Origin of the sequence: Streptosporangium sp. CA-115845 (genome assembly GCF_050943795.1) — a bacterium.
GTDB lineage: Bacteria > Actinomycetota > Actinomycetes > Streptosporangiales > Streptosporangiaceae > Streptosporangium.
Map to the genome: position 1 here is coordinate 5,570,360 of NZ_CP191988.1, position 15,247 is coordinate 5,585,606.

15 protein-coding genes are annotated in these 15,247 nt (G+C 71.8%); 9 read left to right on the top strand and 6 right to left on the bottom strand.

Going from position 1 to position 15,247, the window contains the following annotated elements; translation table 11 throughout:
* A complete protein-coding gene (locus ACQP0P_RS27295; RefSeq protein ID WP_350928628.1) occupies positions 1-846 on the bottom strand; it encodes an ABC transporter permease in 846 nt (281 codons plus the stop codon).
* A 76-nt stretch (positions 847-922) separates the two neighbouring features.
* Positions 923-1,876, bottom strand: coding sequence for an ABC transporter ATP-binding protein (locus ACQP0P_RS27300; RefSeq protein WP_433359339.1), 954 nt, complete (start codon positions 1,874-1,876; stop codon positions 923-925).
* Positions 1,877-2,068: 192 nt separating this feature from the next.
* On the opposite strand from ACQP0P_RS27300, the gene ACQP0P_RS27305 reads away from it, so the two are divergent.
* The 7 genes from ACQP0P_RS27305 (at position 2,069) to ACQP0P_RS27335 (ending at position 10,535) form a co-directional block, all read left to right on the top strand.
* Positions 2,069-2,740, top strand: a complete 672-nt coding sequence (locus ACQP0P_RS27305; RefSeq protein WP_433359341.1) for an iron-containing redox enzyme family protein — start codon at positions 2,069-2,071, stop codon at positions 2,738-2,740.
* Positions 2,740-3,804: a radical SAM protein gene (locus tag ACQP0P_RS27310; protein ID WP_433382135.1), complete on the top strand. Its 1,065-nt coding sequence runs from the start codon at positions 2,740-2,742 to the stop codon at positions 3,802-3,804. The genes ACQP0P_RS27305 and ACQP0P_RS27310 overlap by 1 nt, the downstream gene beginning before the upstream one ends.
* Positions 3,794-3,982, top strand: a complete 189-nt coding sequence (locus tag ACQP0P_RS27315; protein WP_433359343.1) for an aroma-sacti cluster domain-containing protein — start codon at positions 3,794-3,796, stop codon at positions 3,980-3,982. The genes ACQP0P_RS27310 and ACQP0P_RS27315 overlap by 11 nt, the downstream gene beginning before the upstream one ends.
* Positions 3,983-3,994: 12 nt before the next feature.
* The gene (locus ACQP0P_RS27320) at positions 3,995-7,012 is read left to right on the top strand and encodes an adenylate/guanylate cyclase domain-containing protein (RefSeq protein ID WP_433359345.1); all 3,018 of its coding nucleotides are present in this window, start codon (positions 3,995-3,997) and stop codon (positions 7,010-7,012) included.
* Positions 7,009-7,845 (top strand): S8 family peptidase, encoded by an 837-nt coding sequence (locus ACQP0P_RS27325; RefSeq protein WP_433359347.1) that lies wholly within the window; start codon positions 7,009-7,011, stop codon positions 7,843-7,845. The genes ACQP0P_RS27320 and ACQP0P_RS27325 overlap by 4 nt, the downstream gene beginning before the upstream one ends.
* Positions 7,829-8,482, top strand: coding sequence for a GAF domain-containing protein (locus tag ACQP0P_RS27330; RefSeq protein ID WP_433359349.1), 654 nt, complete (start codon positions 7,829-7,831; stop codon positions 8,480-8,482). The genes ACQP0P_RS27325 and ACQP0P_RS27330 overlap by 17 nt, the downstream gene beginning before the upstream one ends.
* A gap of 127 nt (positions 8,483-8,609) precedes the next feature.
* Positions 8,610-10,535, top strand: a complete 1,926-nt coding sequence (locus ACQP0P_RS27335) for a BTAD domain-containing putative transcriptional regulator (protein ID WP_433359351.1) — start codon at positions 8,610-8,612, stop codon at positions 10,533-10,535.
* A gap of 365 nt (positions 10,536-10,900) precedes the next feature.
* On the opposite strand, the gene ACQP0P_RS27340 is transcribed toward ACQP0P_RS27335, so the two are convergent.
* Positions 10,901-11,878, bottom strand: a complete 978-nt coding sequence (locus ACQP0P_RS27340) for an aldo/keto reductase (protein WP_433359353.1) — start codon at positions 11,876-11,878, stop codon at positions 10,901-10,903.
* Positions 11,879-11,987: 109 nt separating this feature from the next.
* Positions 11,988-12,182: a DUF1918 domain-containing protein gene (locus tag ACQP0P_RS27345; RefSeq protein ID WP_350928610.1), complete on the bottom strand. Its 195-nt coding sequence runs from the start codon at positions 12,180-12,182 to the stop codon at positions 11,988-11,990.
* A 163-nt stretch (positions 12,183-12,345) separates the two neighbouring features.
* On the opposite strand from ACQP0P_RS27345, the gene ACQP0P_RS27350 reads away from it, so the two are divergent.
* Positions 12,346-12,687: an ArsR/SmtB family transcription factor gene (locus ACQP0P_RS27350; RefSeq protein ID WP_433359355.1), complete on the top strand. Its 342-nt coding sequence runs from the start codon at positions 12,346-12,348 to the stop codon at positions 12,685-12,687.
* A gap of 385 nt (positions 12,688-13,072) precedes the next feature.
* Positions 13,073-14,152 carry a TauD/TfdA family dioxygenase gene (locus tag ACQP0P_RS27355; RefSeq protein ID WP_433359357.1) on the top strand — a complete coding sequence of 360 codons (1,080 nt, stop codon included), beginning with the start codon at positions 13,073-13,075 and terminating at the stop codon, positions 14,150-14,152.
* A 190-nt stretch (positions 14,153-14,342) separates the two neighbouring features.
* Here ACQP0P_RS27355 and ACQP0P_RS27360 read toward each other — a convergent pair whose 3' ends face one another.
* Together ACQP0P_RS27360 and ACQP0P_RS27365 are read right to left on the bottom strand one after the other, a co-directional pair.
* Positions 14,343-14,759 carry an ester cyclase gene (locus ACQP0P_RS27360; RefSeq protein WP_433359359.1) on the bottom strand — a complete coding sequence of 139 codons (417 nt, stop codon included), beginning with the start codon at positions 14,757-14,759 and terminating at the stop codon, positions 14,343-14,345.
* Positions 14,741-15,193, bottom strand: a complete 453-nt coding sequence (locus tag ACQP0P_RS27365) for a VOC family protein (RefSeq protein WP_433359361.1) — start codon at positions 15,191-15,193, stop codon at positions 14,741-14,743. The genes ACQP0P_RS27360 and ACQP0P_RS27365 overlap by 19 nt, the downstream gene beginning before the upstream one ends.
* Positions 15,194-15,247 lie beyond the last annotated feature (54 nt).

A 15,247-nucleotide genomic window follows, 5' to 3' on the forward strand; every position in this document is an offset into this window, starting at 1 on the left:
CTAGCCCACCAGACGCCGCGCGAACGACCGCAGCGACAGCGCGCCCGTGGCGAGCGTCCCGGCGGCGAGCACGCCCAGCGCGACCGCCTCCGGCATGTGCGGGACGGCGGGGCTCAGCGCGCCGCGCAGCGCCTCGCTCACGTAGACCAGCGGATTGACCAGGACCGCGGTCTGCAGCCAGGGCAGCGCCTCCAGCGCGGACCAGGGGTAGTACACGCAGCCGAGCATCATGAGCGGGACGATGAAGATCGCGAACAGCGCGCTGAGCTGCTGGGGCGGGAGCAGCGTGCCGATGAGCAGGCCCAGGCAGGCGGTCAGCAGGGACGACAGCACCAGCACCGCGATCAGCAGCGGCCAGCGACCGAAGTCGATGTTCGGGGCCTCGCCGGGGCCGTGCACGAACAGCACGGCGAGGAAGACGACCACCGCCGCGATCACCCCCTGGATCGCACCCGCGACGATCTTCTCGACCCCGACGGCCCAGACCGGGATCGGGGCCAGCGCCCTGTCGTCGATCTCCTTGGTGTAGGACAGCTCCATGACCAGCGGGGTCGTCACGGCGAAGATGCCCTGGAGCACGATGCCCGAGGCGACCAGGCCGGGGACCAGGATCGTGGCGAACGTCTCCGCGCGCCCGGCCTCGGAGAGTCCCTGCCCCGCCCCGTACCCGATCCGCGGCAGGACCACGGCGAACACGAAGATGAACAGGACGGGCTGGACCACGGTGCGGGCCATGAAGGAGGGCAGGTCCCGCCGCAGCACCCGCAGGTCCCTGGCGAGCAGCGCGCCGAAGGTGCGCGCGTAGCCGCGTGACGCGGCCGGCGGCGCGATGGTCGATGCCGTCATCGCAGCTCCTTGAGCGGGGAGGTCCCGGGCTCCGGCCCCGGGAGAGGGGGCGCGGCGCGATGCCGCGGGGAGGAGGTCAATCCCGGTACTCCCGCCCGGTCAGGGCGAGGAACACCGTTTCGAGGCTGGGCCGCACGACCCGGACGTCGGCCAGCGCCAGCCCGGCGTCCTGGCCCGCGCTCACCAGGGCGGCGAGGATGCCCTCCGGCGCCAGGGTGAAGACGCGCAGCCGGTTCTCCGAGACCTCGGCGTCCGTGACCCCCGCCAGCCGCCGGGCCTGCTCGACGATCTTCTCCGGGTCACCGTCGTAGGTGAGGGTCAGCACGGTCCGCAGGCCGGTCGCCGTCTTGAGCTCGGCGAGCTCCCCGCAGGCCAGCACGGCTCCGCGGTCGATGATCGCGATCCTGTCGCAGAGCTCCTCGGCCTCCTCCATGTAGTGGGTGGACAGCACGATCGTCTGGCCCCCGGCGCGGATCTCCCGCAGGGTGTCCCAGAGGTTCACCCTGGTCTGCGGGTCCAGACCCGAGGTGGGCTCGTCGAGGAAGAGGATGTCCGGCCGATGCATCAGCGCCCGCGCGATCATGACGCGCTGCGCCTGGCCGCCGGACATCTCGGTGATCCTGGCCGTGGCGCGGGAACCCAGGCCGAACCGCTCCAGCAACTCGAGCGCCCGCCGCCTGGCCTCCTTCGCGGGCAGCCCGGCGTACCGGCCGCGAAACTCCAGGTTCTCGCACGCGGTGAGCTGCCGGTCGAGGTTGTTGTACTGGGCCACGACACCGATGTGGCGTTTGACCGCGATGGGCTCGCGCACCACGTCCGCGCCCCCGACCCTGGCCACACCGCCGGTGGGAACGATCCTGGTGGTGAGCATGCCGATCGTCGTCGTCTTTCCCGCCCCGTTGGGCCCGAGGAGGCCGAACAGCTCCCCCCTGCCCACTCGCAGGGTGAGCCCGGCCACCGCCTCGGTCACCCCGGACGAGCTCACGTAGGTCTTGCGCAGTTCGCTGGTCTCGACCGCGACGTCCGCCATGTCCGGCTCCCTCTTCGGCACGTGGCGCCCAGTGTGCGAGCGCCCGGTTAAAGCGCGCCTTGATCGCGGTTGGAATCCGGTTTGAGGCATGGCACCGCCCCTGGCAGGGCGCGGCACCAGGTACTTCCATACCGGGTTTCAACCGTTATCCAACCGGCCGAGCCGACACTTCGTTCAGACGACGGGAGCCCGATGCCACCCCCCAGCGCCATCCTGCGGGCGAAGATCGACCTGGCCGGCCACGCGCTCAGGAGCGCGGAGAGCACGCTGTGGCGCGCCCCCGGTCCTCGACGGCGCTACCGCGACTACCTGTGCGCGATGCACATGGTCATCAGAGCCTCGGTACCGCTGCTGCGGGCCGCGTCGGCCAGGGCGGTGGAGCTGGGCGAGGGGGAGCTGGGCGAGTACCTGGACCGGCACGCGGCCGAGGAGACCTGTCACGACGACTGGCTGCGTGAGGACCTGGCCTCGATCGAGCCCTCGGCGGAGGAACTGCTGCGCCGCACGCCGCCCCCGTCGGTGGCCGAACTCGTCGGAGCCCAGTACTACTGGGTGCTGCACCACCACCCCGTCGCGCTGCTCGGGTACGTCGCGGTGCTGGAGGACGAGGCGCCCTCCCCCGCACTGCTCGAACACCTCGAACGGGGCACCGGATACCCCCCGGCGGCCTTCCGTACCCTGTGGCGGCACGCCGCGCTGGATCCGGGGCACCGCGACGGCCTGGACCGGATGCTCGACGGCCTGCGGCCGACGCGCGAGCAGCAGGCCGCCGTCGGCACCAGCGCCCTGCACACCGTGCGCGCCGCGGCCGCGCTCCTGCGCGAGCTGGCCGGGGAACCCCCGGAGGTGCTCCCGTGCACCTGATGGACATCCTGGCGCTGCGCCCCGTACCCGCCGCCGCGGTGCTCATGGCGATCACCCGGCGGTGCCCGCTGCGCTGCGGTCACTGCTCGACCGGCTCGCTGCCCGGCTCCGAGGAGCATCCCGGGGAGATCTTCCAGCGGTTCGCCGGGACGTTCACCCCGGCGGACCGGCCGGAGCTGGTCATGCTCACCGGGGGCGAGCCGCTGCTCCGGCCCCGTCTGGCCCGCTCCCTGGCCGAGACCGCCGCCCGCAGCGGCACCCGCACGATGATCCTGTCGGGCATGTTCTTCGCGCCCCGGATTCCCGCCTCGATCGCCGGGGCGATCGAGGCGGCCGACCACTTCTCCGCCAGCCTGGACGCCTTCCACGAGGAGGAGGTGCCCAGGAAGAGCGTCTTCGCGGTCATGCGGGCGCTGCTGGCGCGGGGCAAGGACCTCAGCTTCCATCTCACCGGGAGCGGGCCCGACGACCCCTACCTGCGCGACGTCACCGCGGAGATCCGGCGGGAGTTCCACGACCGGATCCCGATGCTGGTGGGGCGCGTGCGGCCGGTCGGCCGGGCCCGTGCCGGCGCGCCCGCGCTCCTCCCCGCACCGGCCGCCGGGAACGCCGCAACCGTGACGGGCTCCGGGGTCGCGCCCGCACTGCCGTGCGTGATGGCCGCCTGGCCGACCGTCGGGTTCGACGGGACGATCACCGCGTGCTGCAACCAGGACGTCGTCGACCACCGTCCCGTCCCCGGCCACCTGCGCCTGGGGCACGCGGGTGCCGACGACTGGAGCACGGTCAGGGAGCGCTGCCTGACCTCCGGCACGCTGCGCGCCCTGAGAACGTACGGCCCGCTCCGGCTGGCCGGCGCCCCGCCGGGCCGGGGGTACTGCGAGACCTGCCGGGAGCTGGAGGTCACCCCTCCCCCGCACACGCCCGCCGCCGCCTTCCTGGAGCGGCGGGTCCGCGACATGCAGCTGGCCGGCGGCGGGGTGGGCTTCGCCGGGAGGTACGGCTGCCCGCCCTACGGCGACCTCGTCTCACTCGGCCACCCCGGGAGGAAACATGACCTTTGACCCCCTCGACGAGCTGGCCCGGGCGGGCATCGACCTCACTCTCGCCGGCCCCGAGCAGCGCGAGATCGTCCGCTCGCTGAGCGAGGCCGAGGTCGCGCTCCTGGTCTCCATCCACGGGCAGCTGCGCGAGGGCTCTCCCGAGGTCGAGGCCCACATCGTCGGCGGACTCCTGTTCTGATCGGGGATGATCATGCGATGCCCTTCCTGCCTGGCCGAGACTCCGGGGCACCCCCGGTTCTGCCCGTCGTGCGGCACACACCTCGCCGCGCCGGCGCCGGTGGAGGTGCGCAAGATCGTCACAGTGCTCTTCTGCGACCTGGCCGAGTCCACCGCGCTGAGCGAGCGCCTCGACCCCGAGTCCCTGCGCGCGGTCCTGATCCGCTACTTCGCGCTCATGCGCGACCAGCTCGCCTGGCACGGCGGCACGGTGGAGAAGTTCATCGGCGACGCCGTCATGGCCGTCTTCGGGGTACCGGAGCTGCACGAGGACGACGCGCTGCGCGCCGCCCGTGCCGCGCTGGACATGCGGGCGGCGCTCGAACGGCTCAACGACGATCTCGACCACGATCTCGGGATCCGGCTCAGGGTCCGCATCGGCGTCAACACCGGTGAGGTCGTCGCCTCTGGCCTCGCCCGCGGTGAGCAGGCCCTTGTCGCGGGCGAGACGGTGAACGCCGCCGCCCGGCTCCAGCAGCTCGCCCGGCCTGGAGAGATCCTGCTCGGGCCCGAGACCTGGCGCCTGGTCGGCCCCTCCGCCGTGGGCACCGCGGCCGGCCCCCTGACACTGCGCGGCAAGCGGCATCCGGTCACCGCGTGGCGGCTGGTCTCGATGCGCTCCGACGACCCGGCCGTGATCCGGCGGTTCGACATCCCGTTCGTCGACAGGCAGGAACCGCTGCGCGAGCTGGACCGGACCCTGGACGGGATCATCAGGCACCGCCACTGCCGCATCGTGACCCTGCACGGCGAGGCAGGGGTGGGCAAGACCCGGCTGGCACGGCTGTGGGCGGAGCGCGCGGGGCAGCGTGGTGTCCTCGTCGGTTCCGGCCGCTGCCGCCCGTACGGCGCGGGCGGCACGCTGCTCGGGGTGGCGGACGCGGTGCGCGAGCTGGTGACCGTGGGCACGCCCGACCCGCGGGCTCTCGCCGTACTCCGCGACGGCCTGCTGAAGGACGGCACGCCCAACCCCTCACACCAGGAGACCTCCTGGGCGCTGCGCAGCGTCCTGGAGGGACTCGGGCGCTCCACGTACGTGCTGATCGTGCTGGACGACGTGCAGTGGGCGGGCGGCCCGGTCTTCGACACGCTCGGCCGGCTGGCCGAGGAGCTGAGCGAGGCGGCGGTGATGGTGCTCTGCGTGACGCGCTCCGACCTGTTCGACCGCATGCCCGGCTGGCAGGCCGCCTCCCGGCTGGCGCTGCCCCGGCTCGGCCCGGCCGACTCCCGGCTCCTGGCCTCCGGGCTGGCCGAGGTGACGCCGCACGACGGCGCCCTGCTCGACCGGATCGCCGACCGCTCCGAGGGCAACCCCCTGTATCTGGAGCAGCTCGTGGCCATGCTCGGCGACGGTGGGGAGCCACACGGCCTGCCGCTGACCGTGCACGCTCTCATCGCGGCCCGCGTCGACAGGCTGGGTCCCGCGGCCAGGGAGGTGCTGGAGTGCGCCGCGGTGGTCGGCAGGGAATTCACCGCCGGGGAGCTGCGGGCCGTCTCGGGGACCGGCGAGCCCGGCGCTCCGCTGGAGGAGCTCCGGCGCAAGTCCTTCGTCGAGCATCGTACGGAGGCGACGTTCCGGTTCACCAGCGGCCTCATCCAGGAGGTCGTCTACGGCGGCATGGCCAAGCGTCGGCGGGCCGAGCTGCACGAGCGGTTCGCCGGCTGGCTGGCCGCCGGAGACGGCGGGGACGAGGCGGTCGGCACGCACCTGGAGCAGGCATACCGGCACCGCGCCGACCTCGGCCCTCCCGGCGAACACACCGCGCGGCTGCGCGACGGGGCGGCGGCCCGGTTGTCGGAGGCCGGCACCCTCGCGCTGCGCAGGAGCGACCTGTCCAGGGCGGAGAACCTGCTCAGCAGAGGGGCCGCGCTGCTGGGGCCGGCCCATCCCGGCTGGCCGCGGATCAGCGGGCGCGTCGCGGAGACCCAGATCACCCTGGGTGACGTCGAGCGGGGACGGCTGCTGCTCACCGAGGTGCTGGAGCGCGCGACCGGCGACGCGGACGCGATGGTGGCCGCCCACGCCTCGCTCTACCTGAGCCACTTCGACCCGGCCGGCTCCTCCGAGGTCGCGCGCCGTGCCATACCGGTCTTCGAGGCCGCCGCCGACGACCTCGGACTGGCCAGGGCCTGGACCATGGTCGCCCAGGAGGCGCAGGGGCGCGGCAGGTTCGCCGAGACCAGGGAGATGTTGCAGCGTGCCCTGGAGTACGCCACGCGGTCCGGTGCCGAGCTGGAGCGCGCCACCATCCTGGGCAACCTGGCGGCCTCCCTCTGGCTGGGCCCGGAACCGGCGCCCGTCGCCATCTCCAGGTGCCGTGACCTGCTGGCCGCGCACGGCAGGGACCGGGGGATCGTGCGCGCCGTGGTCGGCTGTCCCCTGGCGGTCCTGCTGGCCACGCGGGGAAGGTTCGACGAGGCCAGGACCACCCTCGCGGCGGCCGGGCGGTCCCTCGCCGACCTGCGGCACGCCTACGCCGACGCGTTCATGCCGATCTTCTCCGCGGCCGTCGAATCGCTGGCCGGACGCTGGGACCTCGCCGAGGACCTGCTCCGCCAGGCATGCGCCAAGGCCGGGGCGCTCGGCGACACCCAGCTTCTGGTCACCGCCTCACGTGACCTGGCCGGCACGCTGCTGCGCCGGGGAGACCTGGCCGGGGCCGAGCTGTGGGCGGGCACGGCCCTGGAGGACTCGCCCCGGGCCGCCCCGATGAACACGGCCGAGCTGCACGCGATCCGGGCCGAGGTGCTCGCCGCCCGGGGCGCCGCGGAGCCCTGCCGGGAGCTCATGGACCTGGCCGTACGCGAAGCCGGCGGCACCGACTCCCCCGTCTGCCGCGCCACGGTGCTGCTCGGCAACGCCCGCGGCCTCGCCGTCCTGGGCGCCTGCCAGGAGAGCGAGGCCGCGGCGCGCGGCGCGATGGCCGAGTTCGCGGCCAAGGGGCACCTGGTCGGCAGGGGATGGGCACTGGCGCTGGCGGGCCGGCGATGACCGCCCGTCCCGAGCTCACCTGGCGGCTCGGCGCCGAGGACGACCTCGCCGACATCACCGTGTCCGCCGCGGGCAACGCGGCCATCACCCCAGAGTGGGCGTGGCAGGGCGCCACCGGGCGCGGTGTGCGGGTCTGCGTGGTGGACAGCGGGGTCGATCGCGACCACCCGCTGCTCGCCCCGGTGCAGGCGGCCCATGCCGTGGTGACGGGCCCGGACGGTAAGGCCGTCGTGCGGGAGAGCGACGCCGCCGACACCTGCGGGCACGGAACGGCGTGCGCCGGGATCATCCGCTCGATCGCGCCCGAGTGCGAGCTGCACAGCGTCCAGGTGCTGGGAGCGGGCTTCTCGGGAACCGGTGACGCCTTCGTCACCGGGCTCCGCTGGGCCATCGAGCAGGGCTTCGACGTGGTGAGCCTGAGCCTGTCGACCAACAGGAGGCATCTGGCCGAACCGCTGCGCGAACTCGGTGACCTCGCCTACTTCCGCCGTACGGTGCTCGTGGCGTCCGCGCACAACCTGCCGGTGGAGAGCTTCCCCTGGCGGTTCTCCTCGGTGATCTCCGTGGGCAGCCATGCCGGGGCCGATCCCGGACTGATCCTGTACAACCCACGCCCGCCCGTGGAGTTCTTCGCCCATGGATCCGACGTGGAGGTGGCCTGGCCCGGCGGCGGGCGCACCCGGTGCACCGGGAACAGCTTCGCGACCCCTCACGTCGCGGCCCACTGCGCGCTGATCCTGAGCAAGCACCCCGGGCTGACGCCCTTCCAGGTGAAGACCGTCCTGTACCTGACCGCGCAGAATGTGAGGAAGCTCAATGATGGTGAACGGTGAGATGATCGCGGCCGTCTCGGCGGCGGTCGCCGGCTCGGAGGCGGAACACCGCCTCCTGCTCCAGTCGATCGTCGACACCGCGCGTGTGATCTTCGGGGCCAAGGCGAGCTCGATCTTCCTGGTGAACGAGGAGCACGGGGACCTGGTCTTCGAGGCGGTCTCCGGCGAGGGCGAGAAGGTGCTCGTCGGACGGCGCTTTCCCGCCACGCGGGGCATCGCGGGGTGGGTACTGAGCGCCGGGGACGCGCTGATCGTCGACGACCTGTCGACGAGCACGGTGTTCGCCCGCGACATCGCCGAGTCGACCGCGTACGTGCCGGGCGGGCTCATGGCGGTGCCGCTCGTCCACGACGACGAGGCGCTGGGCGTACTGGAGGTGCTCGATCCTCACCCGCAGGCGCGGGCGGCCATCGACGAGCTGGCCCTGCTGACGCTCTTCGCCGCGCAGGCGTCGGCGGCGCTGCGGATCGTGCAGCGCAACCGCCACGCCCTGCGGGTGCTGGAGGGCACCGGATCCGAGTTCGGCGACCTGCTGTCCATCGTCGCCGCGCTCGCGGGCGGGACCGAGGAAAGACGGCGGGCCGGGCTGCGCCTGCTCGGTTCACTTCACGAGCTCCTGGTTGACAATCAGAGCTGACTACTTCAGCAGAAATCACCGGTTTACTAATAGATGGGCGCATATATCATGACAATTCCGTGAGCCCGCCTCCACATAACCCGGTCAGATTTCCGCAGCCGCCTGGACAGCCAATGGAGAATCCCCCGTGGGTGCAACCGTAGTGCGCGAGAAGGCGGAGGCGGGAGAGACCACCTTCGCCGTGCTCGGCCCTCTTGAGGCCCGCCGCGACGGCAGCCTGGTCCCGCTCGGGCCCTTCAAGCAGCGCGTGCTCCTGTCCCTGCTGCTCTGCCACGCCAACAGGATCGTCCCGGTGGACCAGCTCAGCACCGCGGCGTGGAGCGAGGAGCCCCCCAGGACCGCGCTGAAGAACGTCCAGGTCTACGTGTCCGCGCTGCGCAAGAACGTGCTCGGGGAGGCCGACCGCGACCGGCTGGCCTACCGTCCTCCCGGCTACCAGCTACGGCTCGGTCCCCAGCAGCTCGACATCCTCGTCTACGAGACCCTGGCCCGCAGGGGCCGCCAGCACCTGCGCGACCGCGAGATCACCAAGGCGGTGGGACCGCTCCACGAGGCTCTGCGGCTCTGGCGGGGCGACCCCCTGCCCGACATGGCGCACGTGCCGCTGATCAGCGACGAGCTCTCCCGGCTGCGCAGCGAGCGCATGTCGGTGTACGAGGACTGGGCCGAGGCGGAGCTCAGCCTCGGACACCACACGCACATCATCGGCTCCCTGGAGGAGAACGTCCGGCGCCACCCGCTCAGGGAACGGCTGCGCAGCACGCAGATGATCGCGCTGTTCCACTGCGGGCGGCAGTCGGAGGCCCTGGCGCAGTACGAGGACATGCGCCAGACACTGGCCCGGGAGCTCGGCCTCCAGCCCAGCCCGGTCCTCGAACGGCTCTACCGGGCGATCCTCGCGGGTGACCCGTCCCTGGACGGCCCGTCGGCCGGGGGCCCGCCACACCTCGGCGGCGCGACCGTGATCAGGCCGCACCCCATCGCGGGCCACGGCCAGGAGGTGATCGCCCACCTCAGCCAGCTCCCCCGCGACCTGGCCGACTTCACCGGCCGCCGCGAGAGCGTCCAGGACATCCTCGGCGTCTTCCGCACCCGCCGGCACAGCCCGCCGGTGGTGATCTCCGGCCCGGCGGGAACGGGCAAGACCGCACTGGCCGTGCACTCCGCCCACCTGCTGCGCGAGCGCTTCCGCGACGGGCAGCTCTTCGTACGGCTGCGCACGGCGGGCGGCCGGGAGCGTTCGATTCCCGACGTGCTGGCCGAGATCCTGCGCACCTGCGGCTTCGAGGGCGACCCTCCGCGCCGGGCCGGCGAGCGGGTCGCCGCCTGCCGGGCCTGGCTGGCCGAGCGCAGCATCCTGCTGATCTTCGACGAGGCGTCCACCGCGGCGCAGATACGGCCCCTGCTCCCCGGTACCGGGGACAACGGAGTGCTGATCACGAGCAGGAGGCGGCTGAGCGCCCTGGAGTCGGCGCACCACGTGACGCTGGAGACCTTCACCCCCGCGGAAGGCGTCGAGTTGCTACGGCGGACCGCCGGTGCCGAGCGCGTCGACGCCGACCCCGCGGCCGCCCTGCGCGTGGTCGGCACCTGCGCCAACCTTCCGCTCGCCGTCCGCATCGCCGGGGCGCGACTGGCCGCCCACCGTCACGTCAGGCTCTCCCTGTTCGCCGACCGCCTCGCCGACGAGCACTTGCTGCTGGACGAGCTGTCGGTGGACGACCTGTCACTGCGCACCTGCGCGGCCACCTACGAGCGCGACCTCAGTCCCGAACTGTGGACCTCGCTGCGGCGCCTGGGCGCGCTGCCGAGCGGCGAGTTCACCGCCGACGATCTGGCCGCGCTGCTCGACTCGGACGTGCGGCTGGCCGCCGACGTCGCCGACAGGCTCGCCGAGGCCCACGTGGTCACCGCGGAGCCCAGGCCCTCCCCGGTCTATCTGATCGCCGACTGGCTGCGCCTGTACGCACGGGAGCGGCTGCAGCGGGAGGAGTCGGCGCCCCAGCGCACCGCGGCCGGGGAGCGGCTACGCCGCGCCCGCGCCCGCGCGTAGCCTGGCACGGCGCCCGCCCCGCTAAGGCACGTCACACGATGAATGGGCAGATAAAAGGACTTCCCCTATTTTGCCTAACGGACAACTCCCCGGCCAGAGAAAGGGAATTCATCCGGCGGCCAAAAATCCCGGCCGCTCCCTCCTGAATTCCGCTTTTTCGGCTAACCCAATATCATCCGGCGGTCCCGATGCGGCCCCGCATAACCAGCCGGTTTACAGATCCATAAAAACCTGCCGACGAGGGCCGGTTCGCGCACGGGTACGGAACCCGGCCCTCGTCACCCGCGGCGGTTCACCGGCACCGGTGGACCTCCATGGCGCGCCGGATCCAGGAGATCATGACCGGCATCGTCACCCGCGGCGGTTCACCAGCGCTGGTGGACCTGGGGGCGGATCAGCTCGTCATAGATCTCCCGCACACCCTGGAGAGTGGCCTCGGGCAGCGCGTCGAACGCGGCGGCGGCCGCGTTGGCACGGGCCTGGGCCGGGTTGCGCGCACCGGGGATGACCACGGAGACGCCGGGCTGGTCGATGATCCAGCGCAGCGCGAACTGCGCCATGGTGATCTGGGGCGGCATCAGCGGGGCCAGGCGGCGCACCGCCTCCAGGCCGGTGGCGTAGTCGACCCCGGAGAAGGTCTCGCCGACGTCGAAGGACTCGCCGTGCCGGTTGAAGGTACGGTGGTCGTCGGCGGCGAAGACCGTGGACTCGTCGTACTTGCCGGACAGCAGGCCGCTGGCCAGCGGGACGCGGGCGATGATGCCGACCCCGGCCGCATCCGCCGCCGGGAGCACCTTCTCCAGCGGCTTGAGCCGGAAGGCGTTGAGGATGATCTGAACGGTGGCCACGTTCGGCCGGGCTATCGCGGTCAGCGCCTCCTCGCAGGTCTCCACGCTCACCCCGTAGGCGGCCACGCGGCCCTCCTCCACGATGGTGTCGAGGGCGTCGAAGACCTCGTCCGAGGAGTAGACCGGGGTGGGCGGGCAGTGCAACTGCACCAGGTCGAGGGTGTCGACGCCGAGATTGGCCCGGGAGCGGTCGGTCCAGGCCCGGAAGTTGTCCAGGGTGTAGGCGGACGGCTCCTGGGCGACACGGCGGCCCATCTTGGTGGCCACGGTCAGCCCGGGCCTGTCCTTGATCAACTGCGAGACGATCCGCTCGCTCCGTCCGTCGCCGTACACGTCGGCGGTGTCGACGAAGGTGACCCCGGCGTCCACGGCCGCGTTGAGGGTGGCCAGCGCCTCGTCCTCACCGACCTCACCCCAGTCGGCCCCCAACTGCCACGCGCCGAGCCCGACGACGCCGATCTGCCTGCTGGTTCCACCCAGTTCACGCTGCTGCACATCAGCGATCGTAGCCCGCGCGACGCGATGGGATCACCGGTGTCCGGGGCGGAGCGGTCCCGGCCGCCCCGCCATGGGTAATTCTCACCAAACGGGCGTGAAACGCCTTCTACTCCGGCGTCTTCGACACCACATGGGCGTCAGGCCCAGGAAAAACGAGGCTCTCGTGCTGGTCGTCCTCCCAGCGGACCACGTAGGGCGGGCTTCCGTCCTGGTGATGGAGTTCGACGATGAACCCGATCTTGCGGGGGTCGCCACTGTGGGTCCCCTCCACGATCAGCTTGTCACCTATGGTTGCCTTCACTGTGGCCTCCTGGATCACAGGTGCCGGCTCTCCGGGCATCCCTCTCCTCCCATGGCACCATCCCGCGGCGCATACGTCCAGGTGGGAGGCAGATTGGGGCGGCCGAACGGCTCAGTCGGCCGCGGAATTCCCGCATCTGAGTCGACACTGAGATAGTGAGGCCATGCACGCACTCGACGTTCTCGGTGACCCCGTCCGGCGCCGGATCCTGGAGTTGCTCGCCGATGGCGAGCGGGCGGCCGGCGAAATCAGCGCCGTGGTGCAGGAGGAGTTCGGGATCTCCCAGCCCGGCGTCTCTCAGCACCTGCGCGTGCTGCGAGACAACGGGTTCGCGACCGTGCGCGCCCAGGGAACACGGCGCCTGTACGCCGTCGACCCCGCCCCGCTGCGGGAGGTGGACAGGTGGCTCGACCGCTACCGGCACTTCTGGACCCAGCGCCTCGACTCCCTGGGCACCGAGATCGCCCGGGGGAAGCGGGAGCGCCGCGCCGGGGAGGCCCGCTGAGGCCGGCCCCGCCCGGAGGGCCGCAGGGGTGCACAGGCGTAACGGAGGGCGAGACGACATCTCTATTGACGGAACCTTTGGCAGCGGTCTAGCGTGGCGGGAGAACCACCAGCCGCAGGAGAGAACCATGACCCAGGTAGCCGCACCAGGCTCCGGGTCCAGCCTGCCCTGCCCCAGGGATCCGATGCGGATCCGCCCGCCGCGCAAGGGCCTGCGCCCAGGTACCGCCGCCGGGGATCCGCAGACTCCCTTCTGACCCTGGCGTCGCGGCGGGCTCCGCCGTACGACCGGTTCGTGCGGCCTCTCCCGTCGCGTTCCCGCCCGGATCACGTGTCCCGCCCCGGCGAGCACTTTCTGAGACGACCCCGAGCACTCGGAGCGCATCATGACCACAGACCTTTCCTCATCCTCCATCACCGGCCCCTCCGCCTGGCGCGGTGACGAGCTGGCCGGATCGACCGAGTGGATCTACCTTCTCAACGACGCCGAGCGTGAGGAGCTGGAAACCCTCGGCCGCCGGTTCGTCGAGGACGACCCCGACCTGCGCGACGTGACCGCGGAGAGCTACCCGCTCGTCGCCGCGCGCGGCATGATCGAGGAGTGCGCGCGGCAGATGGACGCCGGGCGCGGCTTCATCCTGGTCCGCGGCCTGCGCACCGCCGAGTACGGCGACACGCTGGCCGGCGCGATCTTCTTCCTGATGGGCCTGCACCTCGGCACGCCGATGGAGCAGAACCAGCTCGGCAACGTGCTCGACCACGTCATCGCGACCTCCAACAAGACGCTCGACGACCCCGGAGCGCTGCCGTCGCGGGTGCGCGACCGGCTGCCCTTCCACTCCGACAGCTCCGACGTGGTGGCGCTGCTGTGCCTGCGCGCGTCCAAGGAGGGCGGCTCCAGCAGCCTGGTGAGCGGCACGACGATCTACAACGAGATCCTGCGCCGCCGCCCCGACCTCGCTCCCCTGCTGTTCGAGCCCTGGCACTGGGACTGGCGGGGCCAGGACCCCGACGCCCTCTCGGACACCTACGTCTCCCCGATCTGCAGCTACGTCGACGGGGTCTTCAGCACCTACGCGGGCAGCACGATGATCTTCTCCGCCCAGAAGTACCCCGGCGTGCCGCAGCTCACCGAGGCGCAGATCGAGCTGCTGCACCTCTACGACGAGATCACCCAGGAGCAGGGGCTCCCGATCGACATGGACTTCCAGCCGGGTGACGTCCAGTGGCTGCTGAACTACGCCGCCCTGCACTCGCGGACCAGCTACGTCGACTGGCCCGAGCCGGAGCGCCGCCGGCACCTGCTGCGCCTGTGGCTCAAGCGCGACGTGGGCCGCCCGCTCGTGGCGGGGTTCGGCAAGAACGTCGTGAAGGCGAGGGGTGACGAGGAGGGCAAGAAGCCGCTGCCGGGCGGCAGCTTCCGCATCGCCGAGGCGGTCGTGCCCAACCAGGACTGGGGCAACTGACCCGCGCCACCCAGAAGAGACGGCCGGTGGGAGAGATCCCACCGGCCGTCTCACGTTCGGGGCCTTCGGACGCCCCCCAGCAGCCCTCAGGGGCCCCTGGTGCCCGTTCCGGCACCGAGGGCCCCTGAGGGTTATTTCAGCCCATCTAAGCCCTTACGGATGCTTTGGGTTTGATCGACCTAAAGAGGGTTTAGGGCTGGGTGTCGAGTTGTCGCCGTACCTCGCCACTGTCCCAGTAGTCGGTGCGGTGCGCGATCAGACCGTCGGCGTCGACCCGGAACCTGAACACCCCGCGCACCACCACCGGCCTGCCGCCCGCCGAGGCCAGCCGGAACGACATCCGGTAGGCGAGCGACGCCCGGTCGCCCTCGACGAGGAGGTCCTCGACCTCGTAGCGCAGGTCCACGAAGTCGGCCAGGAAGCCGGTGAGGTTGGCGCGGTAGCCGTGCCTGCCGGTCACGCTCCGCCCCAGGGCCGAGGTGTGCTCGTTGACGAAGTCCTCGCTCACGCAGGCCGCGACCGCATCGGCGTCGTGCGCGTTGAGCGCCTCGACGTACCGTGCGACCGCGACCCGGGTGAGCTGTCCGCTCAGGAGGGGTTCGCCCACAGCTTGCGCACCGTGTTGAAGACCTGCTGGTTGTGGGAGATCTCGATGACGTTGCCGTCGGGGTCCTTCAGCGCGCAGATGTAGCCGACCGGGTCGGGCATGTCGCGCGGCTCCCAGTGCAGGCAGCCCAGCTCGCGCGCCCGCTCGGCGATGCCGTCCACGTCGGTGCGCTCGGGCACCTCGATGCCGATGTGCGCGAACGGCGTCAGCAGCCCCAGCTGCCCGCCCTTGTCCTTGTTGAACGAGACGAGCACCAGGACCATCGGGGTCTCCACCTGCTTGTCGTTGGAGAGCCAGGCGCTCTCACCGTCGGCGTCGCGGAACCGCTCGACGACCACCAGCGGCGTCAGCGACGTGTAGAACTCGATCGCCTTGTCGAGGTCGCCGGTGGGCAGCGCGACATGAGTCCATCTCGCCTGGGTCAGATTACTCATTGATTCCTCCAAATATCGTGTGTTTCATTGCGGGTGGTCATCGGGGCTCGGCCC

Excerpts from the sequence above, each read along its gene's own strand:
- ACQP0P_RS27320 (WP_433359345.1), top strand. The coding sequence starts at position 3,995 with ATGCGATGCCCTTCCTGCCTGGCCGAGACTCCGGGGCACCCCCGGTTC.
- ACQP0P_RS27305 (WP_433359341.1), top strand. The coding sequence starts at position 2,069 with ATGCCACCCCCCAGCGCCATCCTGCGGGCGAAGATCGACCTGGCCGGC.
- ACQP0P_RS27315 (WP_433359343.1), top strand. The coding sequence starts at position 3,794 with ATGACCTTTGACCCCCTCGACGAGCTGGCCCGGGCGGGCATCGACCTC.
- ACQP0P_RS27365 (WP_433359361.1), bottom strand. The coding sequence starts at position 15,193 with ATGAGTAATCTGACCCAGGCGAGATGGACTCATGTCGCGCTGCCCACC.
- ACQP0P_RS27355 (WP_433359357.1), top strand. The coding sequence starts at position 13,073 with ATGACCACAGACCTTTCCTCATCCTCCATCACCGGCCCCTCCGCCTGG.
- ACQP0P_RS27295 (WP_350928628.1), bottom strand. The coding sequence starts at position 846 with ATGACGGCATCGACCATCGCGCCGCCGGCCGCGTCACGCGGCTACGCG.
- ACQP0P_RS27325 (WP_433359347.1), top strand. The coding sequence starts at position 7,009 with ATGACCGCCCGTCCCGAGCTCACCTGGCGGCTCGGCGCCGAGGACGAC.
- ACQP0P_RS27330 (WP_433359349.1), top strand. The coding sequence starts at position 7,829 with ATGATGGTGAACGGTGAGATGATCGCGGCCGTCTCGGCGGCGGTCGCC.
- ACQP0P_RS27350 (WP_433359355.1), top strand. The coding sequence starts at position 12,346 with ATGCACGCACTCGACGTTCTCGGTGACCCCGTCCGGCGCCGGATCCTG.
- ACQP0P_RS27300 (WP_433359339.1), bottom strand. The coding sequence starts at position 1,876 with ATGGCGGACGTCGCGGTCGAGACCAGCGAACTGCGCAAGACCTACGTG.
- ACQP0P_RS27310 (WP_433382135.1), top strand. The coding sequence starts at position 2,740 with ATGGACATCCTGGCGCTGCGCCCCGTACCCGCCGCCGCGGTGCTCATG.